At 46.9% G+C, this 23,977-nt stretch carries 21 protein-coding genes and 1 pseudogene; 11 read left to right on the plus strand and 11 right to left on the minus strand.

Going from position 1 to position 23,977, the window contains the following annotated elements:
- Positions 1-11 precede the first annotated feature (11 nt).
- The 5 genes from C1712_RS05750 to C1712_RS05770 all read right to left on the minus strand — a co-directional run bounded on the left by C1712_RS05750 (position 12) and on the right by C1712_RS05770 (position 4,546).
- Complete coding sequence (locus C1712_RS05750) at positions 12-797, minus strand: ABC transporter ATP-binding protein (protein WP_245858072.1); 786 nt, start codon at positions 795-797, stop codon at positions 12-14.
- A 4-nt stretch (positions 798-801) separates the two neighbouring features.
- On the minus strand, positions 802-1,584 hold the full coding sequence (locus tag C1712_RS05755; protein WP_102267599.1) for an ABC transporter ATP-binding protein: 783 nt from the start codon (positions 1,582-1,584) through the stop codon (positions 802-804).
- A 1-nt stretch (position 1,585) separates the two neighbouring features.
- The gene (locus tag C1712_RS05760; protein ID WP_102267601.1) at positions 1,586-2,404 is read right to left on the minus strand and encodes an ABC transporter permease; all 819 of its coding nucleotides are present in this window, start codon (positions 2,402-2,404) and stop codon (positions 1,586-1,588) included.
- Positions 2,401-3,342 (minus strand): ABC transporter permease, encoded by a 942-nt coding sequence (locus tag C1712_RS05765; RefSeq protein WP_219718841.1) that lies wholly within the window; start codon positions 3,340-3,342, stop codon positions 2,401-2,403. Before C1712_RS05765 ends, C1712_RS05760 begins: the two co-directional genes overlap by 4 nt.
- A 226-nt stretch (positions 3,343-3,568) precedes the next feature.
- Positions 3,569-4,546, minus strand: a complete 978-nt coding sequence (locus C1712_RS05770; protein ID WP_102267603.1) for a helix-turn-helix transcriptional regulator — start codon at positions 4,544-4,546, stop codon at positions 3,569-3,571.
- A gap of 246 nt (positions 4,547-4,792) precedes the next feature.
- Here C1712_RS05770 and C1712_RS05775 point away from each other — a divergent pair, with 246 nt between their 5' ends.
- The 5 genes from C1712_RS05775 (at position 4,793) to C1712_RS05795 (ending at position 10,920) form a co-directional block, all read left to right on the plus strand.
- On the plus strand, positions 4,793-6,523 hold the full coding sequence (locus C1712_RS05775) for an ABC transporter ATP-binding protein (RefSeq protein ID WP_102267605.1): 1,731 nt from the start codon (positions 4,793-4,795) through the stop codon (positions 6,521-6,523).
- Complete coding sequence (locus C1712_RS05780) at positions 6,523-8,256, plus strand: ABC transporter ATP-binding protein (protein WP_102267607.1); 1,734 nt, start codon at positions 6,523-6,525, stop codon at positions 8,254-8,256. The genes C1712_RS05775 and C1712_RS05780 overlap by 1 nt, the downstream gene beginning before the upstream one ends.
- Before the next feature lie 4 nt (positions 8,257-8,260).
- Positions 8,261-9,625, plus strand: a complete 1,365-nt coding sequence (locus tag C1712_RS05785; RefSeq protein ID WP_102267609.1) for an MATE family efflux transporter — start codon at positions 8,261-8,263, stop codon at positions 9,623-9,625.
- Between the two features lie 32 nt (positions 9,626-9,657).
- The gene (locus tag C1712_RS05790; RefSeq protein WP_102267611.1) at positions 9,658-10,029 is read left to right on the plus strand and encodes a metal-dependent transcriptional regulator; all 372 of its coding nucleotides are present in this window, start codon (positions 9,658-9,660) and stop codon (positions 10,027-10,029) included.
- A gap of 465 nt (positions 10,030-10,494) precedes the next feature.
- A complete protein-coding gene (locus C1712_RS05795) occupies positions 10,495-10,920 on the plus strand; it encodes an RNA polymerase sigma factor (protein WP_102267612.1) in 426 nt (141 codons plus the stop codon).
- Positions 10,921-10,979: 59 nt separating this feature from the next.
- On the opposite strand, the gene C1712_RS05800 is transcribed toward C1712_RS05795, so the two are convergent.
- Positions 10,980-11,354: a helix-turn-helix domain-containing protein gene (locus C1712_RS05800; protein ID WP_102267614.1), complete on the minus strand. Its 375-nt coding sequence runs from the start codon at positions 11,352-11,354 to the stop codon at positions 10,980-10,982.
- Positions 11,355-12,075: 721 nt separating this feature from the next.
- On the opposite strand from C1712_RS05800, the gene C1712_RS05805 reads away from it, so the two are divergent.
- The 5 genes from C1712_RS05805 (at position 12,076) to C1712_RS05825 (ending at position 18,276) form a co-directional block, all read left to right on the plus strand.
- Positions 12,076-12,288 (plus strand): DUF6870 family protein, encoded by a 213-nt coding sequence (locus C1712_RS05805; protein ID WP_102267616.1) that lies wholly within the window; start codon positions 12,076-12,078, stop codon positions 12,286-12,288.
- Between the two features lie 122 nt (positions 12,289-12,410).
- Positions 12,411-14,039: a recombinase family protein gene (locus C1712_RS05810; protein ID WP_102267618.1), complete on the plus strand. Its 1,629-nt coding sequence runs from the start codon at positions 12,411-12,413 to the stop codon at positions 14,037-14,039.
- Positions 14,040-14,042: 3 nt separating this feature from the next.
- Positions 14,043-15,701 carry a recombinase family protein gene (locus C1712_RS05815; RefSeq protein ID WP_102267620.1) on the plus strand — a complete coding sequence of 553 codons (1,659 nt, stop codon included), beginning with the start codon at positions 14,043-14,045 and terminating at the stop codon, positions 15,699-15,701.
- The gene (locus C1712_RS05820; RefSeq protein WP_102267622.1) at positions 15,686-17,212 is read left to right on the plus strand and encodes a recombinase family protein; all 1,527 of its coding nucleotides are present in this window, start codon (positions 15,686-15,688) and stop codon (positions 17,210-17,212) included. Before C1712_RS05815 ends, C1712_RS05820 begins: the two co-directional genes overlap by 16 nt.
- Positions 17,213-17,361: 149 nt before the next feature.
- Complete coding sequence (locus C1712_RS05825; protein WP_102267624.1) at positions 17,362-18,276, plus strand: hypothetical protein; 915 nt, start codon at positions 17,362-17,364, stop codon at positions 18,274-18,276.
- Here C1712_RS05825 and C1712_RS05830 read toward each other — a convergent pair.
- On the minus strand, positions 18,254-19,291 hold the full coding sequence (locus tag C1712_RS05830) for a site-specific integrase (RefSeq protein WP_102267626.1): 1,038 nt from the start codon (positions 19,289-19,291) through the stop codon (positions 18,254-18,256). The genes C1712_RS05825 and C1712_RS05830 overlap by 23 nt on opposite strands.
- Positions 19,291-19,482: a helix-turn-helix domain-containing protein gene (locus C1712_RS05835; protein ID WP_102267628.1), complete on the minus strand. Its 192-nt coding sequence runs from the start codon at positions 19,480-19,482 to the stop codon at positions 19,291-19,293. The genes C1712_RS05830 and C1712_RS05835 overlap by 1 nt, the downstream gene beginning before the upstream one ends.
- Before the next feature lie 288 nt (positions 19,483-19,770).
- Here C1712_RS05835 and C1712_RS05840 point away from each other — a divergent pair, with 288 nt between their 5' ends.
- Positions 19,771-20,295, plus strand: a complete 525-nt coding sequence (locus C1712_RS05840) for a helix-turn-helix domain-containing protein (protein ID WP_102267631.1) — start codon at positions 19,771-19,773, stop codon at positions 20,293-20,295.
- Between the two features lie 220 nt (positions 20,296-20,515).
- Here the strand turns inward: C1712_RS05840 and guaA are convergent, their stop codons facing one another.
- The 3 genes and pseudogenes from guaA to C1712_RS13150 form a co-directional block, all read right to left on the minus strand.
- Positions 20,516-22,057 carry a glutamine-hydrolyzing GMP synthase gene (gene guaA / locus C1712_RS05845; protein WP_102267633.1) on the minus strand — a complete coding sequence of 514 codons (1,542 nt, stop codon included), beginning with the start codon at positions 22,055-22,057 and terminating at the stop codon, positions 20,516-20,518.
- 63 nt (positions 22,058-22,120) lie between these two features.
- Positions 22,121-23,464 carry an ABC-F family ATP-binding cassette domain-containing protein gene (locus C1712_RS05850; RefSeq protein ID WP_342744964.1) on the minus strand — a complete coding sequence of 448 codons (1,344 nt, stop codon included), beginning with the start codon at positions 23,462-23,464 and terminating at the stop codon, positions 22,121-22,123.
- Between the two features lie 27 nt (positions 23,465-23,491).
- Positions 23,492-23,923, minus strand: a pseudogene (locus tag C1712_RS13150) (ATP-binding cassette domain-containing protein); the annotation flags it as partial.
- Positions 23,924-23,977 lie beyond the last annotated feature (54 nt).

Raw genomic sequence — 23,977 nt, forward strand, 5'->3', positions numbered from 1 at the left:
TATGATTCCTCCTAACGATTATAAGGTGTTTTGGGAGGGAGTGATTCGATCAACTCCCTCGAATATGGGTGGTTAAAGTCGTCATATCCATGAGCGTCAGTAATGGATTCGACGATTTTTCCCTCTTTCATGACAAAAATATGATCGGCCATGTAAAGTGCCACATCAATATCATGTGTGATGAACAGAAAGGTGCTTTGATACTCCTGTCTCAAATTCAGAAGAAGGTCCAGAACCTTTTTCTGGACGGTAACATCCAGTCCGCTGACGGACTCATCGAAAATCACCAGCCGCGGAGCAAGCGCCATAGCTCGCGCAATGCAAACCCTGCTTTGCTGGCCACCACTAAGTTCACTTGGAAAACGCATCAATATATCGTCCTGCAGCTGTACTTTGTGCAAAATGTCATGTACTGTGTGCTGTTCTTCCTGCCGGGTAAGATGCCGTAATTTTCGCAAGGGTTCCGCAATGCTCTCATAGATGCGACGTCGAGGATCAAGCGCTCCCTGACTGTTTTGTAAAACTAATTGAACTTCTCCATGCATCAGCCGAAGTTCCTTGGGGGAGAGGGCCCAGATATTATTTCCGTCTAACAGTATCTCACCGTTTGTGGGGGGAAGTATGGCTGCCAGCATCATCGCCAGCGTGCTCTTTCCGCTGCCACTTTCTCCGACCAGTGCATAAGGTGTATTTTCCAGCAGAGAAAAGGAAACATCATTTACGGATACAAATGGTTCTTTACTTTTTGGCGATCTGCGTGACAAGTAAGTTCTTGTCAAGTGTCGAACTTCTATCACAGAATCACCCCCTTTTCAGATTGCTTGCTTGCAATAGTTCCTGCGTATAAGGCTGCGTAGGTTTATCAAAAATTTGATATACAGATCCGTGTTCTACCACTGAACCGTCATGTAGAACCACTACATCATCTGCCAGTTTTGCGAGGACGCCAAAATTGTGCGTGACAACAATCATCGAAATTCCCGCATTACGAATAGCAGTAAACTCTTCCAAAATAACTGCTTGTGTATGTACATCCAACGCAGTCGTAGCCTCATCCGCAATGATGAGCTCCGGGGAAAGTAGCAAAGCCAGTGCAATCATGATCCGCTGTAACATCCCACCGCTCAGTTCGTGAGGATAACTGTTCAAAATGCGGGGAACATCATCCAAACCAAGTTTGGCTAATTCTTGCGTAATAGAAGCTATGGCCTGTTCCTTGGAGCTTTGCTGATGTGCGCGAAGGGTCTCCACCATTTGGCTGCCAATACGAGTAACAGGATCGAAAGCAGTCATGGGATTCTGCATAATCATAGCGATATGATTTCCACGCAACGGCCGCAGTTTTTTCGATGGTAGCTTGAATAAATCCTGACCTTTGAAAAGAGCTTCGCCACTGATGAGAAAACGACTGGGGTCCAAAAGCCCCATCAAGGCCCGGCATGTCATGCTTTTGCCGCTACCGCTTTCCCCGATGATTCCTAAAATTTGACCTGAATTGGCTTGGAAACTCACATCGTTTACTAATGAAGTACCTTTTTTCTTTAATCTTACTGATAAATGATTGACTGTAAGCAATGGTTCCATGTCATTCCTCCTCCGGAGAAAGAATATCGCGCAGGGCCTCACCAAAAAGGTTGAAGCCAGCTGCAGTCAACAGGATACAGGTGCCGGGGTAGACAATCAGCATGGGATTTGAATAAAGGTACTGCTTGGCGCTGTTCAGCATTGCACCCCATTCCGGAATATCATTTCCAAGCCCAAGGCCAAGAAATGAGTAGCCTGAAATCATCAGAATAATCGAAGCGATGCCTGTGCTAAAGTAAACGACAAGCAACGGCAGGATATTGGGCAAGATATGGGAGAATAAAATGTCTGCCCCGCTACACCCGGAAATTTTTGCAGCAGTGATATAATCCTTGTCTTTTTCTATCAGAACATAACTGCGAACTACTTTTACAAACCATACCCACATGGAAAGGATAATGGAAAGAATGAGATTGACCGCTCCTTGACCGATTACACCAATAAGAGTCAGTACGATGACCAACGGTGGAAAAGCCATAAAAATATCACAGACAATGGTCATAAGCCGATCAAATATCCCGCCAAACCAAGCGCACAACATACCAAGCGTTGTACCGATCAAAGCGAGAAATGCTAAAATCGGCAACGCCAGGCCAAGAGAGTATCTGGCCCCATACAATAAACGTGATAAAACACAGCGTCCCAACTGGTCTGTGCCGAAAGGATACTCATTGCATGGTTCTAAAAATTTTTTTGTGATGTCAACCGCCATAGGATCATGAGGCGCGAGAAAAGGAGCAAGCACGCCCATAAGCAGAATGATTGCAATTAAAAGGGTCCCTATGACAGCCTGTGGATTATGTAACAGCTTATTCCTCAAACTACCTTGCCCTCCTTTCCGCTTATCATGCGTGGATTTAACGCTCGATTGACCAGTTCTCCTACCGTATTGCAGATAACAAAAATCAGTCCGAGAACCAAAACACAGCCTGTAATAACAGGAAGGTCCCGATTAACAATGGCACTGACAAAATAATTTCCCAGCCCCGGCCAGGAAAACACACTCTCCACAATGGCACTACCGCCAATCATCATCCCAATGTTTTGGAAAAACAAGGTGACCATAGGGGGCAAGGCATTTTTCAGAACATGCTTCCAAAGGATCTGAGCGGTAGACAGTCCTCTGGCCTGTGCGTAAATCACATAATCTTTTTTCAGATTTTCCAGGATCGTGGCCCGGAGCATCCGGACGGAAGAAGACACAACTGATGCCGCCAGTGTGATCGACGGCAGAATCAGGCTGCGCAAATTTCCGTAATCCACGACCTTGAATACCGGAATACGAATTGCAAAAGCGGTTAATAGAAGATACCCAAGCCAAAAAGCAGGAATGGAAATCCCAAGAATCGTAATTATCCGAATCAAATGGTCGCAAAACCGATCCTTTCTGACTGCTGACACAATTCCAAGCGGAATGGTAATCAGGACAATCCATAACAGTGCCATTCCCACCAGAAAAAGCGTAGCAGTCAATTTTCCTGCCATCTCCTGTATTACAGGCTGATTGCTCTGATAAGAAGTCCCGAGATCTCCGCGCAGGCAGTTGCCGACCCATCGAGCATATTGTGTCAGGATTGGTTGATCCAGCCCTTTTTCTGTACGAATGTCTTGGATCTGCTCTTGTGTTGGGTTGCTGTAAATACGTCGGGCAATCGCTTCTGCTGGATCGACCGAGGATAGATTTGCCAAAATGAAGGACAGCAGGCTCACACCGATGAGCACGATCAGAACTCTTATCAGTTTTTTTATGAAATGCAAAATCCTCCTCTCTCCCTTCTTGCAAAAATAAAAATGTGGAGTGATTAGCTGAAACTAACCAGTCCACATTTTATATTAAATCAGCGTTACTATCAATAGTGTGGCGATATTGGAAAGTACAATTTAGGAATCGTTGGAAACGCCATTAAACCCAGTGGTTTTCCATGATACAAACGAAAAAATTAAAAATATTGTGATAGATAAAAACTGTATCGTGACACTATTATCATTTAATCTTGTGAATGTTGCGGTACTCTTGTGGCCCCATGCCAAAGGTATCTCTGAATAATTTGGAAAAATGACCTGCATTTCGATAGCCCACTTTGAGAGCCACGGTACGGATACTATCATCCGAATCCTGAAGAAGCAGCAAAGCGTAGTTCATTCGCATGACCTTGAGATATTCATAGGCTGTCGTTCCATACACTTGTCGAAAAGCCATCTGGAAACGGGAGGGACTCATATTTGCGGTTTGAGCCAATTCGGAGATCGAAGGGTAAGCCGCCAAATCCCGCTTCATCAGCGTAACAGCCTTTCCGAGAGATCGCTTATCCTTTTTATCCAATTTAACCGGCAGGTGTCGCCGGTTTTGCTCTTGCTCCAAATTATGTGTAACCAACGACAGGAGCTCCATGACCTTTCCTTCCATGTAGAGTGTGCGAGCGCTCCCCTCCGCAGGGCAGTCCTTGATCTGCTGAAAAACGAAGTTCAATTCAGGTGAGTTGGGGTTTTGCAACAGATAATCCAGCGCATTTTTGGAAGTTTCATAGGTGTCTCCATAACGCCGCTGTAAAAACTGATCAAAATAGGAGCGGGTAACGATCACCTTGGTAAATCGGGTTGGCTTGCCAGCTTCGCAAAACGCATAAGCAGTCTTGTGAGAGTTTGCATAGCAGCAGATTCCTCGATCCACTTGTTTGATTTTGCGCCCACCCACTTTGAAAGAGCTGGAATCTGTCTCGAACTGGCTGATTTCAAAATACTCCTGCTTAATTTCTGAAACCTTTTCAAAATTTTCCTGTGGCGTGAAATCCGCCAGGACAATGAGAAACTGCTGGTGAAAATTGAGAATGCGAACACTGCCAGAACCATAATCGGACAACATCCGATAAGTGTCACAACATTCATCTGACTGCTCTGCCACACGCACAAAATGCAAGTGTTTTGGCAGATCCATATAATAGTCAATTACGGTCTGTTCCATAGGTTCACCTCCATATGTTCAGCATATCACAAGATAGTATCACAATCAAGTATTTTTATATCAAGATATTTCTAAAACGCTTGGCAAAAAGTTGACAAAACCCTTGTGTTTACAATGCTTTTTCACCGGATTGAAAATCAAATTTGAAATGAACAGAATAATTGATTTTTGCTTTTCCAGGTTGTAATCTATAGCCATGTGGTTAGCTGCTTCTAACGAATAAATCTAACAAGGAGGAGGCTCAATATGCAACGCAAAAATACCTTGAGCGTTCTAACATTGATGAAAGAAGAGCGCGGTAGACTGTCAGCCGGTATTTTTTTGGCGATACTCTGCTCGGCGCTTTCCTTTGTACCGTATTTTGTAATCTATCAGATGATTTTGTCTCTGATCCGGCAAACGCTTTCTTTCTCCAACGCCCTATTTTGGGCTATGGTTGCCGTGGTGGCTGCTGTTTTACAAAATGTATTGCTCTCATGTGCCACTATTTGCACACACACGGCAGCATTCAATACCATGCACCGCCTGAAACTCCGTGTGCTGGAACATCTCTCCCGGCTGAATCTCGGCTTTTTCCATGACCATGCACCTGGCCGACTGAAAGGAGCATTGTTCGATGATATTGGACGGTTAGAAGACTTTATTGCTCACAATACTATTGAGCTTGCACAGGCGATTGTGGTTCCAGTGCTGCTATTCTTGCTTCTTCTGTTTCTCCAACCGGTCATGGCTCTGTGTATGTTGATTCCTGCAGTTTTAGGAATCGCCCTTCCTATGGCAATGATGCGGAGATACCCAGATTTGACAAATGAATATGCGAAAACCATGTCGGAGCTGTCTGGCTCTGTCAATGAGTTTGTAAGCTGTATGCCCATTATCAAAATGTATGGACTTACAGCAGAGAAATTCAAAAAATACAGTTCGGCAGCTTTAGCTTATACCGGATGTCTGAAAAAGATGGCTGGTTGCTCCTGCCGACCGATTGCCATTACGATTGTTATTTTGGATTCTGGTATTTTGTTTACCCTTCCTATCGGGGGCCTTCTTTATTTGAACGGGGGACTTACCGCGGAAGTCTTTTTGCTGTTTATCCTGTTGACGATGTGCTTTTACAGCGCCTTTTTCAGTCTTCTGAATATCATGATGGGGCACATGGAGCTGGAAAGCGGGCTTGCCAGCATTAAAGAAATCTTAAATACCCAGCCCATTTGTGGCGGTGATAAGAAACTTCCGAAAACCGGGAGTTATGAAGTTCGTTTCGATGATGTGTGCTTTGGATATGACCGGGACAGACAGGCTCTCTCCCATGTGTCACTGACGCTGAACCCCGGAACACTGACCGCCTTTGTCGGTCCATCCGGTGCCGGGAAAACAACTGCGGCCCAGTTGATTGGACGGTATTGGGATACAGACAGTGGCACGATTTCTATTGGCGGAGTTCCCCTGCAAGATATAGATTCCGAATCGCTGATGGATTTGACAGCGTTTGTGTTTCAAGATGTTTTCTTGATGGAGGATACCCTGTTTGAGAATATCCGTATGGGAAGCAATGCAACGGAGGAGCAGGTCATAGCCGCTGCCAAGGCCGCGCAGATCGATGATTTTATCTGCACACTTCCGCAAGGATACCAGACGAGAATTGGGGATAAGGGAGTGAAGTTGTCCGGAGGCCAGCAGCAGCGGATCGCCATTGCCCGTGCTATCCTGAAGGATGCTCCCATCGTGATTTTTGATGAAGCGACTTCCTATTCTGATATTGAAAACGAACATAAAATCCAGCTCGCCCTTCAAAGCCTTTTGAAAGGAAAGACAACCATCATGATTGCCCACCGTCTGCATACCATACGAAACGCAGATAACATTGTGGTATTCGATGCTGGTCAAATTGTAGAACAGGGACGGCATGAGGACTTGGTGGCTGCCGGGGGGATATACAGTCATATGTGGAAGGCTTATTTGGGAAAGGAGGCGGTCTGATGCTACATACAATTCAAAAGTTGATTGGAAAGAGCAAAAAGGAATTATATTTTCCCATCTTTCTTATGTGCATTGATTCCATGGGCAGCATGGCACTTTATTTTGTCCTGTATCTAACGGTGCTGGATCTCTTTTTCGGCACACTTACCATGAACAAAATTGGCATTTACACACTGGCCTGCTTGTTGGGGGTGATTTATCGGATCATCGTTTACCGGAAAAGCTATCTCCTTTGTTTTGAAAGAGCCTTCAATGTAACAGGACAGTTCCGAATTAAGCTGGCTGATCATTTCCGTAAATTGAGTCTTGGCTATTTCAACCAGAACAGTACGGGATACCTGATCAATACCATGACGAACGACATGGGGAGCTTCGAGGGCGTTTTGTCTCATGCACTGTCTTTCCTGATGAAAACCGTAACTCTTTGCGGTCTTATACTGGTTGGCACCTTTTTCATCAACTGGAAACTTGCACTGGCGGAATGCGTGGTTCTCCTTTTTGCTGTTCCGTTACTGCGTTGGGGAAACCGTTTGGTAGAGCAACTCGGAACAAAAAAGAGGACAATGACGGCCCGCATGGTCTCTACCGTAATGGAGTACATCAAAGGAATTAAAATATTCAAGGCCCACAACATGACTTCCACCCACTTTGAGCGCCTGCTGGAGAGCTTGGAAAAAGTACGGAAAATCAGCGTACAAATTGAGTGTCAGATGGCTCCGCCTACGGCGATTTACTCGATCCTTGTCAATTTTCTGATGCCATTGGTCCTGTTGGGGGGCAGCTATTTATTGCTGGGCGGGCAGATTCCAAATGAATCCTTTATTGCGTTTCTTATTATGAGCATGGCAATCTCCGGCCTGCTAATCTCTTTTGAGCATTACTACATTATGCTCAAGGACTTGAAACTGGCTGCAGATAATCTGGAAAAAGCAATGTCCCATGCCCCGCTGCCCTATCAGGATGATAGCTTTACTCTGGAACAGTATGATGTTGCATTTCAAAAGGTTTGCTTCTCCTATGACAACGGAGAAGAAGTGCTACATCACATTAGCTTTACAGCTCCAGAAGGAAGTGTGACTGCGTTGATAGGCCCATCCGGCTCTGGGAAATCGACGGTTGCAAATCTGATCGCGCGTTTTTGGGATGTAAGTTCAGGTGTAATTACCATTGGTGGCCGGGATATTCGAGAGTTGGAGCCAGATCGTCTGTTGCAATCAATCAGCGCTGTGTTCCAAGAAAATACACTGCTCTCCGACACGATTCTAAATAATATTCGTGTTGGAAAACCGGATGCGACCATGGAGGAAGTCATCGTTGCGGCAAAGGCGGCGTGCTGTCACGATTTCATCTCAAAACTGCCGGACGGATATAACACAGTTTTGGCAGAAGGTGGAGCTTCCCTGTCTGGAGGGGAGAAACAGCGGATAGCTATCGCAAGAGCTATTTTGAAAAACGCTCCTATTCTGTTATTGGACGAATCCACAGCATCACTGGACGCAGATAACGAAGAGCGGATTAACCGGGCGTTAGACCACTTAATGAAGGGAAAGACAGTTTTTGTCATAGCGCACCGGCTTAACACTATTCAGAATGCCGATCAAATCATCCTATTAAACAATGGGAACATTGAAGAAATTGGAACACATTTAGAACTGCTCAAAAAGAGAGGACACTATTATTCCATGATCCAGGAACAGGAAAAGGCAAAAGCCTGGATTGCGAAAGGAGAGTAAGAAGATGAAAACGGATCGTATCAAACTCATGAGTGAAGCACCCGTATCAAAAGCGTTGTTTCAGTTGGGAATCCCAATGGTCATCAGTATGCTGGTGACTGCGCTCTACAACGTGGTAGATACATATTTTGTTTCCGGCCTTGGAAAACAGGCAGTGGCCGCTGTATCAGTTGCCTTTCCCATTTCCTTGATTTTTTCCGGCATTGGGCTGACATTCGGTGCCGGTGCGGGTTCCTATATCTCCCGGCTCCTCGGAAAAAAGGACAAAGAGATGGCGGAGCGGGTGGCTTCTACCGCCATGTTCAGTAGCATTGTTACTGGTCTGCTTGTGGCCGTGATACTATTAGTGGCATTAAATCCAGTCCTGGAATTTATGGGAGCAATCCCTTCCATCTTTGATTTGGCAAAGGACTATGCTGTGCTCTTTATCATCAGCACTGTTTTCAGCACAGCGAATGTAACTGCGGGAAATCTGGCCGTTGCCCAGGGAGCGTCCAATATTTCGCTGACTGCAATGATCGGTGGCGCGGTACTCAATGTAATTTTAGACCCGATTTGTATTACTTCTTTGAACATGGGGGTTCGTGGTGCTGCGGTCGCCACGTTGATTTCACAGATTGTTACCAGTGCCATCTATGTTTGGTTTTTCGTGGGTGGAAAGAGCTATCTGAAGATTGCCTTTTCCAAATTTAAGCCTTCTGTCGGAATTTATGGTGAGATTTTGAAGGTGGGCGTTTCCATGCTGTTGCTTCAGCTGCTTTCCAGTCTTTCCATGAGCCGTATATCCGCCGCTGCCGGAGTTTATGGCGAGGACGCGATTGCGGCCATGGGCATTGTGCTGAGGATTGTGACATTGGGGGTAAATGTAGTATTCGGGTATATGAAAGGTTTTCAACCCATGGCTGGGTTCAATTACGGAGCAAAAAACTATTCTCGCTTAAACGAAGCTATCCGGAGCTGTATGAAGTGGACTACCATTTTTTGTGTCGCATGGACGATATTGATTTTCCTACTGGCTACGCCTATTCTCTCCCTGTTTGGCGATGATCCGCAAGTCCTGGAGATTGCCGTTCCGGCTCTAAAAGCAAACACAATTTTGTTTTTTACCTTTGGTTTTCAGTTTACCTATTCTACGCTCTATCTCTCCATGGGAAAAGCATTGGGGGGTGGTTTCCTAAACATTTGTCGGCAAGGGATTATGTTTATGCCGGTCATTCTAATTCTGCCTGGAATCTTGGGACTAAATGGAGTGATATGGGCACAGGCGGTTGCAGACATCTTAACCACTCTTGTAACGGTTGTATTTGCGGTTCATATTCACAAAGAGCTACAAAGATCCATTAAGATAATGAATCAAAGCGCAGATTGATTATCAATATAGAAAAAGAGGGAATTTCAAAAATGAAACTTCATGCGTCCGGGGAGGACTATCTGGAAAGCGTCCTTGTTCTCCAAAAGAAACTCGGTATGGTGCGCTCTGTAGATGTTGCCCGGCACATGGGTGTGTCAAAGCCAAGTGTATGCGTGGCAGTCAATACTCTGAAAGATGGCGGCTTTCTCACAATGGACGAAAATCATTTTCTCCATTTGACCGATATTGGCAGAGAGGTTGCTGAACAGATTTATGAAAAGCACTGCTTTTTTACTGAGCAGCTTATCGCCGCAGGAGTTGACCCGAAAGTGGCGGAAGAAGATGCCTGCCGGATTGAACATATTATCAGCGATGAGAGCTTTTCACGGCTGAAAGAGGCAGCTGCACAAGAGCAAGAATAAACCGAATAAGCCAAGCTATCCTGCCCCGCCTGACGGGGAAAGAAAAAAACCGTTGCAGGGCAGGTAGCTTCGTGCGCCCATAATGGATTTTCAGGATACTGCGGCGGTTTTGAGTACATCAAGGCCGCCGTTTCTTATACCCTCGACAAAGGAGTGACGCCTATACGCTGACACGGCGGCTTTAGGAGGGAGCCGCCATGAAGCACAGAGAGCTTCGACATAATCTGACAGGAATCAACCTGCTAAAAAAATCCTGACCGTTTATCGGTCTCCATCTGCTTTTGAACAGGCACTATCATGGCTGGTTCAGAAGCACTATCAAATCCCTTTCGAAAGCGCCAGCCGCCGCACACCGGATGCTGGCGCTTTTGCTTGTCGTTTTTTCGGGAATTATCCCGAACGGTGTCGCCCACCGCCTCCGTTTCTGTTCACCCGTCAACCCGTGAATCGAAATGGAGGTACATAATGCAGAAGATCAATCTTCGGGAACTGTATCCCGATGTGTATAAAACCGATGTCTTTGTGGATGTAGCTGAGGAAGTCCTGGCCGCGATCCGGGGCCAGGAGCAGGACGATGCCGCCTACGAACGCCGGATGTACCGGCACAAGGCCCATTACTCTCTGAACCGGGAGGATGGTATTGAAAACGATGCCCTCAACCGGCCGCTCACCCCGGAGGAAATTCTGGAGCAGAAGCAGCTGCGGGAGGAAGTGTACGCCGCGCTGATGCAGCTGACCGCCATCCAGGCCCGGCGTATCTACGCCCGGTTTTACCTGGGCATGACGGTGGCCGAGATCGCCCGAATCGAGGGCGCTGACCGCCGCCGCGTGTGGGAGAGCATCCGGCGCGGGCTGAAGAAGCTGGCACGTCTGCTGGACACGGCCCGATAATCTGACCGCCGCATAGTGCCAAAAGAAAGCCGGTGGGGGATTTTTATTCCTCCACCGGCTTACTTATCCTCTAAATGTTCATCTGGATCAACCCCGGCCGTCTGCACCATCTCTTTTAGCTCATCGGCCAAAGCACGGGTCGAATTTAACAGCACTTTTCTGGCAGCCGGAGGGCACGAAAGATAAAGCTGCCGCATATCGTTGGCGGCTTGCTCATCTTCTGGCAGATCGAGATTCATCAGGGAATCTAAAGATAAATTCAAGACTTTGCCAAAAGCGCGTAGAACCTCAAAAGAAGGGTTTTTCACCCCTCTTTCGCAGCCTTGAACGTGCTTCAGAGAAACATGGCTCAGATCTGCGAGTTCCTGCTGCGTCAGACCTTTTTCCTTACGCGCTTTTTGTATCCTTCGTCCTAGCTCTTTTAACAGTTCCATAGGCACTATCGTCTCCTTAATAATATTTTATCGTGCCCATTTTCTTGCCGGAAGAACCTTATAAAAGGTATTTTAGGGTACGATAGTACCTATTTTATTGTGCTTGCTGGGTACTTGCTCTTCACTAAACTCCTTGTAAGGCGGCAAGACCAAAAATATTTTCAAAAAATCGCATTACCAGACAGGACAAATCATCTATTTTTGTCATGGTTGTCAAGAAGGAGTTTTTCTTCTCTGTTCTTTGACAAACGAATAGACGGCATTTCTGGTACATAGCCCATGTACGAGCGAATCAGGCGCGCCGCCAAGAAGGACAAGCCAAGGAGGTGATGAACCGGCTGTCCTGAGCGATCAACGCAAGCCTGAAACCCGGAGGTGGCACTTCGGGTCGCGGTGACTGCATGGGGGCTTAAAGATACTTCCTCACGGCCTCCTAAAGACTTGGGGGGAACCCTGCGGCGCACGAGCAAAACGACGCTGCGGAGTTATGACAGCCGCGCCAGCGGAGACCAGGAATGTCCCTATCGTCAGGGGCGCGTGGCAAATGTGACGAAAGTAACGGATATTATCTGAAAGGCTGCGTCCATTTGCTGTTAGCAACAACAAGGCATCATTTGGGTGCAGTCCTTTCTTTTCAAAGTCAGATACCATGAGCTGGCAGCTCTGGTTGCCAGCTCATTCATGTGATTTTGAAACCGACTTCAAAGAAAGGAGAACCCTTATGAGCCAGCTAACACAAACATCAACCGATGAATTGGTTGACATCCGTGAAGTCACGGTAGACAAAGACCTCCCCAAAGAGGAACGAATCGCGGCCTTTCTTCACCAGATCAAAAATCCCTATCGCTTTCGCTGCGGTGATTTTGTGGTAAACGCCGCATTTGCCAGCAACGGGGTCACATTGGAGGAATGCCTGCAAGGGATTTTAAGGTGATCGACATCCTCGCTCTTTTTCCAAAAGCGTGCTACGATGTGTATGGAAAAGGATGAAAACTGAAAACCTCGAAATCCACTCTTTTCTTGCGGGAGCTTCCAGGAGGAAAGGAGTGCTTTTTCATGCCAAAATATCAGGCAACAGCTTACATTCGTCTGTCTTACACCGATGATCGCTCCAGCGAGAGCGACAGCGTTACCAACCAGCGGAAGCTGATTGAGAACTTCATTGAACGAAACCCGGACATTCAAATCGTATCCGAAAAAATCGACGATGGTTACAGCGGTATCATTTTTGACCGTCCGGCGTTTAAGGAAATGATGCAGGACATCACCGATGGCAAGATCAACTGCGTCATTGTAAAGGACCTCTCCCGTCTGGGACGGGAGTACATCGAAACCGGACGCTATCTGCGCCGGGTGTTCCCCACTTATGGGGTTCGTTTTATTGCCATCACGGATAACATCGATACCGCCCATGAAGGCAGCGGTGACGATCTGACCGTATCCGTCAAGAACATTATGAACGAAGCCTACTGCCGGGACATTTCCATCAAGACCCGTACCTCTTTGGATATAAAGCGGCGGAACGGAGATTTTGTTGGAGCTTTCCCTGTTTACGGCTATATGAAATCCGAGGAAAACAAAAATCTGCTTGTACCTGACCCGTATGCTTCCCGCGTTGTCCGCGACATCTTCCGTATGCGTCTGGATGGGACAAGCGCCCTGCGGATCGCCACTACCTTAAATGAGATGGGCGTCCTGTCGCCACTGGCCTATAAGAAAAACAATGGTTTCCCTTATGCCAAACACGGCTATGCCGACAAAGAGGATTGCAAGTGGTCTGCTACAACGATTATTCGTATTTTGCAGGATGAAACCTACATTGGCACATTAGTACAGGGGAAGCAAGGCACCCCGCACTATAAAATCAAGCAGATGGAGCAGCGGCCATCCTCTGAATGGATTCGCGTTCCTGATGCCCATGAGCCGCTGATTGCCAAGCAGGATTTTGAACTGGTCCAGCGTATCCGCAGACTGGATACCCGGACTTCTCCCAAGCAGGATACAGTGTATCTGTTTTCCGGCGTCTTGATCTGCGGGTGCTGTGGGAGCCGCATGACGCGAAAAACAAACCGGGTCAAGGGCAAGGAATATCACTATTATTATTGCCCCACCGGGAAAAAGCATGGCTGCACCAACCCGGTAATGCTCAAGGAAAGCGATCTTGTAGAGTGCGTCAAGGACAGTCTGAAAGGCTACATCGACAATGTAAGCTGCCTGCAAGCCATCCTGGACGGCATCGACCAGAGCAGCATCAACCAAGCACTTGCCAATGAATACGCCTCCCACATCGCCGCCAATGAGCAGCAGGTGGAACAGGCGCTTGAATTTAAGGCCCGACTGTATGAAAGCCTGATTACCGGCACCATCAGCAAAGAGGAATATACCGACTATAAGGCCAGATACACGAGGATTGCGGAAAACGCGAAAGAGAGTATTCGGGTCTTAAAGGAAAAGCTGGCTGATGTTCTGGAGAACCGGAGTGAACGGAACCGCTGGATTTCCCACTTCACACAGTTTTCTACGATGGAGACCCTGGACCGCAAAGCTGTGGTTCACATGATACAGAGTATCAAGGTGATTGGAAAAAAGGAATTGGAGATCACCTTTACATACCAGGACGAATACCAGAAAGCGATCCAGCTGATCCAGCTGGCAGAGCAAACAAGCCAAAGAAAGGTGGGATGATTTGTGGCAAGAAAAAGCAGAAAGGAAACTGTGGTGCTCCCTGCACCGGAGATAGATCCCTCTTGCCGCGCTGGAGTTTATGTGCGGCTTTCCGTTGAGGATAAGCATACCCACACCGTTTCTATCGAAACCCAGCAGCTGATTATCGCCCGGTATCTGGAGCAGAACCCGGAGATTATTGTGGTACAGACCTACATTGACAATGGCGCAACGGGTACGAACTTCCACCGCCCCGGCTTCCAGCAGATGCTCTCCGATATTGAAGCGGGTCTTATCAACTGCGTCATTGTAAAGGACCTCTCCCGCCTGGGGCGAAATGTCATAGACACAGGCTACTATATCGAGCGTTACTTTCCCATGCAGAAAGTCCGCTTTATTGCCGTAAATGACCGCTACGATTCTTCTTCCCCGGATAATGCCCACGATGGTATCATCATCCCGCTGCGGAACATGATTAACGAAGCCTATGCGATGGATATTGCCAGGAAAATCAAAGCCCAGCAGCGGCAGGCCATGAAAGACGGCAAGTATGTTGGTGGGCGCACACCCTATGGATATTTGAAAGCTCCAGATGATTGCCACCAGCTGATTGTTGATCCTGTGGCTGCCGAGGTAGTCAAAACCATGTTCCAATGGGCCGCCGAGGGCGCAGGATTAAACACCATAGCGGTACGATTGAACGAGGCCGGGTATCTCTCTCCCAGCCACTACAAGAGGACTTTGGGAGAGATCACCCATGAAAATCTGGTAGGCAATGGGCATTGGCAAACCCGCACCGTAGCCAAAATTCTTCGCGCAGAGGTTTATACCGGAGATCTGGTGCAAGGGGTATCTAAAATCATTGACCACAAGCAGGTCAGAGCCAGCGCCGATGAATGGACAACGGTACGCGGCACCCATGAAGCCATCATCAGCCGGGAGCTGTTTGCCGCTGTTCAGAAAGCGTTGGACCAGGCTGCACAGCAGGCAAAAGACAGGGAGATCCATTCCTGGTCCCCCAATCTTTTGAAAGGCAAAATCTTCTGCGCCCACTGCGGACGCAGCCTTCACCGACAGAAATGCGTCCGCAGAAAGTCACAGGAGGTATATGTCTACCACTGTATCAGCAACAACCGTATCAAAAAGGGCGTTTGTCCTGGTGCATTTATCTTTGAAAAAGAGCTGCTGGATACCTTGGCCGATATGATACAGGAACAGCTTGATACCACGCTGGGGCAATACTCTCTTGGTCTGGAAAACCTCTCCAAAGAAGCCGAGGAACAGAAAAACATACAGGCTAAAATCGCCAGCCGGAAACAGGAAATCCAGCAGCTGCGAACCTATCAGCGTGGATTGTATGAGGGCCTGATCCAGAACCGTCTTTCAAAAGACGAGTATTTTACCTTCAAAGAAAAATACGAAGCCAAAATCGAGGCCATCAGCAAAGAAATCGAGCAGCTGAAAGCAGGGCTTGCGATTCTCGCCAAGCAGCTGGAACAGTATAAAATGCTGTCCCAGGATGCACAGCATATCAAGGAAGATCGCCAGCTGACGGCAGCTCTGATTGACCGCCTGATTGACCGTGTAGAGGTCTCAAGAGAAAAGCGGATTACGGTTCGTTTCCGCTTCCAGAGCGAATTTGAGCATTGTGAGGAGGTGCTGAGCCAGTGCAGAAATATGTGATTGCCCTTTATATCCGCCTTTCCCTGGAGGATTATAAATACGACAGTATGAGCATTGAAAACCAGCACCTTGCGCTGAACGAATTTATTTCTTCCATGCCGGAGTCCACTCATGCAGAAGTCCTTGAGTTTATCGACAACGGGTATAGCGGGACAAACTTTGAGCGTCCCAAAGTCCAGGAGCTGATTGAGATGGTACGGGCCAATAAGATCGACTGTATCATCGTAAAAGACTTTTCCCGATTTGGACGAAACAGCATTGAGACTGGCTATTTCATTGAGCGTGTGTTCCCGCTGTTTCACACCCGGTTCATTTCCATCAACGATGATTTTGACAGCGATCAGCACAAGGGCGATACTGGCGGTATGGATGTAGCTTTCAAGTATCTGATCAGCGAGTATTACAGCCGTGATATGTCCATCAAGACCAAAAGCGCCAAGTACGCCAAAATGCAGCGCGGCGAATACCAGAGCAAAGTTTGCCCTTACGGGTATCGCAAAAGCGCCGATGGCAGAATGGAACCGAACCCGGAAACCGCTGCTGTGGTACAGCTTATTTTCCAACTTGCCGCAACCGGAATTGGAGCGGCAGCCGTTACCAGGGAACTCTTTAAGCGAGGCATCCCGACCCCCGGAGAATACAAAGCAACTCATGGGCAGCAGTACCACGATGTCTCCCGCTCCCGTGGACGCTGGAGCAGTTCTACGGTTCTCCGTATCCTGGAGGACGAACGCTATATCGGCTCCTATGTCATCGGGCGTCGTGCAGTCATTGAAGTGGGCGGCACAAGGAGCCGCAAGAAGGACCGGGACAAGTGGTTCATTATCCCAGACCATCATCCGGCAATCGTTGATAAAGAACTATTTGAAAAGGTGCAGGCTGTGCAGCGCCGATTCTCCTTGCCGACCAAGAAAACCAGGGAGTACCCACTAAAAGGCAAGGTCTATTGTGGCTGCTGTGATCATGCACTCTCCCGCATCGTCCCCAAAAGACCATTTTATATGTGCCGCCATTCTACCGCTGATGTGAACAGCCGCTGCCGAGATGTCCGGGCAGATGCTGCCGGTCTGGAGGAAGCCGTCCTCCTCACTTTGAAAAAGCAGCTGGAAATCCTGCTGCCCGTACATAAAGACGGCACCATTCACTTGGAGGCCACCGCTGCCAAATGCTCTGAGTATGAGAAGCAGATGGAAGTTCTGAAGGACCAGAAGCAAGCTCTCTTTGAACGGTATCTCTTGGGGCAGATCGAGCTGGACACATATAAATCGGAGAAAGCAGTTTATGACGCAGAAATACTGAAAGTCAAAAATGCCTATGCTGCTGTCACCGCTCAGGCAAAGTTGAAGCGGGAAGAACAGGCCCGCCAAAGCAGCCGACAAGAGATTGCTCACTCGATTGAGGAAGCAGATGCGCTAACCTCCGAGTTGACCGATCTGCTGATTGAAAAGGTGTATGTATTCCCCGACAATCGCATTGAGATTGTTTACAAGGTCCATGACCTCTTTGGATAATTGAAGATACAAAAACGGAAAACCCAGGCCATCAAATCCATCTTAGTGGCTTGGGTTTTCTGCTCTTTGGCGCTTTTATAGTCAAACGACAAGTGGTACAATATAGTTAAATTCTATTTACTATGAAAGCTGTACCAGGGGGAACAAAAATGGGAAATCGAACATTTGAAGATGTGAAAAGCTATGTAGAATGGCAATCTCAAGGGAAATGCACAGTATTGAGCGCAAAAACAGAGCAACACTTCGATGATTTGGGTGTTGATGTGCGCGTCTGGAATGTCAAAACCGATACTGATGGAGATTGGTGGGTAGTGGAGGGCGACGGGATTCCGATGAATCTCTATCCCCAAAGTGCATATTATTTTGGAGCAGATGAAGTGTATTCTTTCCACATGGGCTTAATGCAGAGAATGAGCGCAGCCCAGGGTGAATATAGTCCAGAGGATTTTGTAAATGGTGTGACGCTCGATGCAGAAATTGCTCCTCAACTTTTCCGAAAGCTCAAAAGTGTCGCTGCGCTAATTGATACCGCTAAGGAGATTGAAGATTTTCAAGCGATAGGTGTTCAGTGCAGAGAAACATTGATTGAGCTCGGCAACCACATTTATGCCCCTGCAATGGCTGGTGATGGGGAGCAGCCCCAAGCATCGAATTTCAAGCGAAAATGTGAACTATTTATTCAGTTCTATTTGAAAGGATCGGAAAACGCAGATTACAGAAGTATTATTAAGAAACTAACAGAATCCACCTGGGATTACGCCAATAAGATTACACATTCGCGTAGTGCTACATACTACGAAGCCTCAACCTGTGTTACGCTTTGTATTTCTCTTGTTGGCGTTTATGAAAACATCCTTCAGAAAGTTTTCGATCCACTTTCTCAATACCATTGCTCAGTTTGCCAAAGTAAGAAATTAAGCATTGATGGTGATGATTCGGATGAAGATGGAATGGTGAAAAAACTATATCTCCGTTGTGAAGAATGCGGTGCTACAACAGAAGTAGTCTTTGAAGGAAATGATGGAGATAATCCCACCTATACTACGGGCAAAGTCGTAGAATAAAAAGCAAAAACAGAAAACCCAGACTATCAGCACTAAGATTGGTAGTTTGGGTTTTCTGCTTTTCAGAATTATATTTTTTTGTCGTGTGCTTGACATACGGGTGGCGAAGATCGTGGATACGAATACGCTTTACCCCGGCTTCTTTTGCACCCCTGTCCATCTCGTGGTGCAGATAGCTTTTGGTAACGGTAAAAACACGGTCTTTCTTTTTCAGCCCGTACTGCATACTGAAAAATTCCTGCATTTCGGTACAAAGAAAATCAGGCATTTGCACGGTACGGTTGCTTTTCTTTGTTTTCGGTGAGGTGATTACATCCTGACCTTTCAAACGCTGATAAGTCTTGCTGATTTTTACCGTTCCTTTTTCAAAGTCAAAATCGGCAGGGGTAAGAGCAAGCAACTCACCCTCACGGATACCTGTCCAATAAAGCATTTGAAATGCGTAATAGGAAAGCGGCTTATCCATCATCACCTCGGAAAACTTTTGATACTCTTCCTTCGTCCAAAACAGCATTTCCTTTCGTTCCTCACTGCCCATATTGCCTGCTTTTGAGGCGGGATTGCTGCGCAAGTCATAAAATCTGACTGCATAGTTAAAGATGGCTGAAAGCTGATTGTGCAAAGTCTTAAGATAAGATGATGAGTAGGGCTTGTTTTCCTCGTTGCGGTAAGCCAGCATTTCATTTTGCCACGCTCTCACATCTTTGGTGGTAATCTCGTTAATTTTGCGGTCTTTAAAGTACGGCAGAATTTTCTGCTGAATAATGTTCTCTTTGGTCTGCCAAGTGCTTTCCTTTAATCGTGGCTGCTGTTCTCTGCAATAAATTTCAACGAAGGCAGAAAAGGGCATATCCAAATCTCCTGAGCTTTGCTGCTGAAATTTCTGTTCCCAATCCTGCGCCTCTCGTTTTGTGGCAAAGCCACGCTTGCACTTTGGTTTGCGTTCGCCTTTCCAGTCGGTATACTGCGTCATCACATACCAAGTGCCGTTGTCTTTATTCTTGTAAACGGGCATTAATCATCTCTCCTTTCTGCTCCGTAAATTCTTTCACTAAAATACTGTCGGCTGACACGCCCTGCAACTGTAATAAATCCCTTTGCTCTCAGTTCATCGTTGAGCTGTCGGATAATCTTGTAGGCGTAAGCCTTTGAAACATCAAGTTCCTCTGCAACTTCATCTGCTCGCATAAAAGTCTTATCTGTCATAAAATCAACTCCTTTAAAAATAGTCATCCTTATTTCGTGTCGGAATGCTTTCTGACCGCCTTCCGATTTGCCCGGGCGGGTACGCCATTACCGTGGTGTACGACGGTTATTCAGTTTTCACAGACTTAACGCTATTAGTTTAAGTCTGTATCATTATTATACTAAGCAAATTCCGTAAAGTCAAGTGGTTACGAGAAAATATTAAACTTTTTTGTTTTTGTAGTCTTGACATATGCTAAGCGTATCTGTATAATGTATATTATCAATAGATCGTTAGGAGGAAGCGCAATGGCAATCGGTGAAAGAATCCGTTTCTTTAGAAATTTAAGGGGTATGACCCAAAAGTGGCTCGGTCAGGCTGTGGGCTTTCCGCAAAAAACTGCTGACATTCGTATGGCACAGTATGAATCAGGATCAAGAACGCCGAAAGAGGATTTGGTAAAGGCTCTTGCAGGCGTACTTGAGGTTTCGCCTTTGGCACTCAGAATTCCCGATATTGACAGTGATCTCGGCTTTATACATACTCTTTTTACCGTGGAGGATTTGCACGGCGTAAGAGTGGAGAAGAATGAAAACGAAGTACATATCGTCTTTGACGGAAACAAGCCGAATGTTGACCGCTCTGTTTTCCAAATGCTTATTGCTTGGGCAGAACAGGCTGAAAAATACAGAAACGGCGAGATTTCCAAAGAGCAATACGATGAGTGGCGCTATACTTATCCCGAAAAAGATACCACGCAGCATTGGGCGAAAGTTCCGTCACAGGAACTCAGCGATGCCTTTGTAGAAGCCTTTAAGGATAAACTGAAATAACCCTGCAAACGACAAAAACCCCGTACTGACTTTATTCCGTCAGTACGGGGTTTAATGTTAATATGGAGTTTTTGTGAGCCTTCAGAAATTACTCTTTACCCACAAACCACTTGATACATCCGATAAAGGGGTTCAAGTGCAATCTTATCAAAATCTTATCAACGAGGGTTTTGAAATCCTGCAAACCCGCATTATTACTGGGTTTTCAGACTTTTTCAATTTATTCCCACTCAATCGTCGCCGGCGGTTTGCTCGTCACATCATACAGCACCCGATTCACATGCTTCACCTCATTCACGATCCGCACCGAAATCACATCCAGCACCTCATACGGAATCTTCGCCCAATCCCCGGTCATCCCATCAATCGAAGTCACCGCTCTGATCGCCACCGCATAATCATACGTCCGCTGATCCCCCATTACCCCAACACTCTGCATATTCGTCAAAGCCGTAAAATACTGCCAAATCTCACGATCCAGCCCCGCCTTCGCAATTTCCTCCCGCAAGATAAAATCCGACTCCCGAACGATCTCCAACTTTTCCTCCGTAATTTCCCCCAGAATACGAATTCCAAGCCCCGGCCCCGGGAACGGCTGCCGCCATACCATCTCATCAGGCAACCCCAACTCCGTACCCAGCGCACGCACCTCATCCTTAAACAGCGTATTCAACGGCTCGATCAACTGAAACTGCATATCCGCAGGCAATCCCCCCACATTATGATGCGACTTGATCGTCTGCGCCGTCTTCGTCCCCGACTCGATCACATCCGTATAAAGCGTCCCCTGCGCAAGCCATTTAATATCCTCACCCTGCGTCAGCTTCTTCACTTCCTCATCAAATGTATAAACAAACTCATTCCCGATGATCTTACGCTTCTGCTCAGGATCGCTGACCCCCTTCAACTTCGCCAAAAACCGCTCTTTCGCATCGATCTTTACCAAATGCACATTCATCTCCCGGCCAAACGTCTCCATGACGCCCTCTGCTTCCCCTTTTCTCAGCAAGCCATGATCAATAAACATACAGATCAGCTGATCCCCGATCGCCTTATGCAAAAGCGCCGCCACTACCGACGAATCCACCCCGCCGGATAACCCCAACAGCACCTTATCCTTTCCAACCTTTGCTCTGATCTTTTCAATCTGCATATCTACAAAAGAATGCATCGACCAGTCATTTTTCGCATGGCAGATTTCAAATACGAAATTGCGCAAAATATCCAGACCGAATTCCGAATTTCTGACTTCCGGATGGAATTGCAGCGTATAAATCTGCTTCTCGGCATGAGCCGTTGCCGCGTAAGGGCAAGTATCGCTCGACGCTTCCACCGTAAATCCATCCGCCAGCACATCCACCTGATCCCCATGCGACATCCAAACCGTCTGCATTTTAGGAAGTCCCTTAAACAGCGCAGAATCCCCCTTCACCTCGATCTGTGTTCTGCCATATTCCTTCGTCTCACATGCCTTCACGCTGCCCCCGTTCATATAATGCGTCATCTGCATGCCATAACAAATACCCAAGATCGGAATACCGCTCTCAAAAATAGCCGGATCACACTGAAAAGAATCCTCATCATACACACTGTTCGGCCCCCCGCTGAATATGATTCCCTTCACATCGCCTAACGCTTCGATCTGCGCAATCGTCAAAGTGTGAGGATGAAGTTCACTGTAAACGCCAAACTCACGGATCCGTCGCGCAATCAACTGATTATACTGACTTCCAAAATCCAAAACAATAATTTTATCTGCCATTTTCTATTCTCCTTTTATCGTAAAAAAGTTTACCACAGTTCCCTGTCGATTTCCATAGTTTTATTACGAATCATCACGATTGCTTTCCTGTCTGCCGTTTCGATATTCCTGTATTTCCTGCGCTTTCTCCTGTAAATACATCCAGCGCTGCGTCAACGCCTCTAATTCCTGCTCCAGCTGTTCACGCTTGACAGATAATTCATGAAGCAAGGCAAACGCATCTCCCGCCGTTTCCATCTGCTGATCCACTGCCGCGATCTTCCCTTCCACTTCTGCCAATCGATCATCAATTTCCGCAAATTCCTTTTTCTCCGCCGAGGTGAATCTTGGCGCCTGCGCATCTTTCCAGCTTTTTGCAACGGATCGTGTGCACTTTTGAACCTCCTCACCTTCCTGCATCTTTGCCAGATAATCGCTGTATCCGCCCGCATATTGCTTCAATGTTCCATCTTCCTGAAAAACAAACACTTTATCACAAACCCGATCTAAAAAATAACGATCATGACTGACAGCGATCACCGCCCCCTCAAATGCATCCAAATAATCCTCCAATACACTTAAAGTCTGAATATCCAAATCATTCGTCGGTTCATCCAACAATAAGATATTCGGTGCCTGTATCAAGATCTTCAACAGATAAAGACGTCTGCGCTCACCGCCGGACAGTCTGCCGATCTTTGCATATTGCAAATTGCGGTCAAATAAAAACTGCTCTAAGATCTGTGAAGCATTCAGCCTGCTTCCATCATGCATTTCCACCTCCCCGCTCTCCTTGATATAATCGATGACCCGCATCTCCCCATCCATTTCCACATCATGTTGCTTAAAGTAACCGATTCGTACCGTTTCCCCATAAATGATCATTCCGCTTTTCACCGTTTTTTCCTTTGCGATCAGATCCAACAACGTCGATTTCCCGCATCCATTCGCCCCGATGATCCCAACCCGATCACGTCTAAGCAAATGATATGTTACATCATGAAATAATTCTTTTTCGCCATAGCCAAAGCCCACCTGCTCCAATTCGATCGTTTTCTTTCCTAAACGCGACACGACCGTATCGATCTGAATATGCTCTTCGATTTCCTCATAACGCTTCTTGCGCAGCTCCTCAAAACGCTGCAACCGGCTTTTGCTTTTCGTCGTACGCGCCTGCACGCCTGCTCTTACCCATTCCAATTCTTTGCGATATAACTGACGGCGTTTATGCTCCTGCTCTTTTAACAGCTCCAGCCGTTTTTCCTTTGCTTCTAAATAGTCGCTGTAATTGCCTTCATGCACGTACAGCTCCCCTTGATGCAGTTCGATCAGCCGCGTACAGATACGATCCAAAAAATAGCGGTCATGCGTTACCATAAAGATCGCACAATGGCTCTTTAGCAAATATCCCTCCAGCCATTCCACCATATCACGATCCAAATGATTCGTCGGCTCATCTAACAGCAGTAAATCACATCTTGTGATCAGGGCACATGCCAAAGCGACCCGTTTCTTCTGCCCGCCGGATAAAGCGGCGATCGGCTGTTCAAAGTCAAAGATGCCCAGCTTTGTCAAAATTGAACGAATTTCATATTACTCAACAGGGCTTTCCTGCATATGATTGCGATGATACATTTCCTCCATGATCGTTTCTTTTTCGAATACCGGCGTCTGCGGCAGATAATGAATGCGAATCCCATTTTTCATGATGATCCTGCCGCTGTCATAATGCTCCTTATCGGCAAGGATCTTGAGCAGTGTCGATTTCCCTGTGCCGTTGACACCGATCACACCGATCTTATCCTGTGCTTCGATCGCAAAAGAAGCGTTTTCCAAAATCCTTTTCTCATTGTGATATTTCTTTAATCGTTCTGCGCTCAACAACATACGATCGCTCCTTTCCACTGATGCACCGGCACATTTCTCATTTACCCATCTGCC

This window comes from Massilicoli timonensis (genome assembly GCF_900199515.1).
Taxonomy (GTDB): domain Bacteria; phylum Bacillota_I; class Bacilli_A; order Erysipelotrichales; family Erysipelotrichaceae; genus Massilicoli; species Massilicoli timonensis.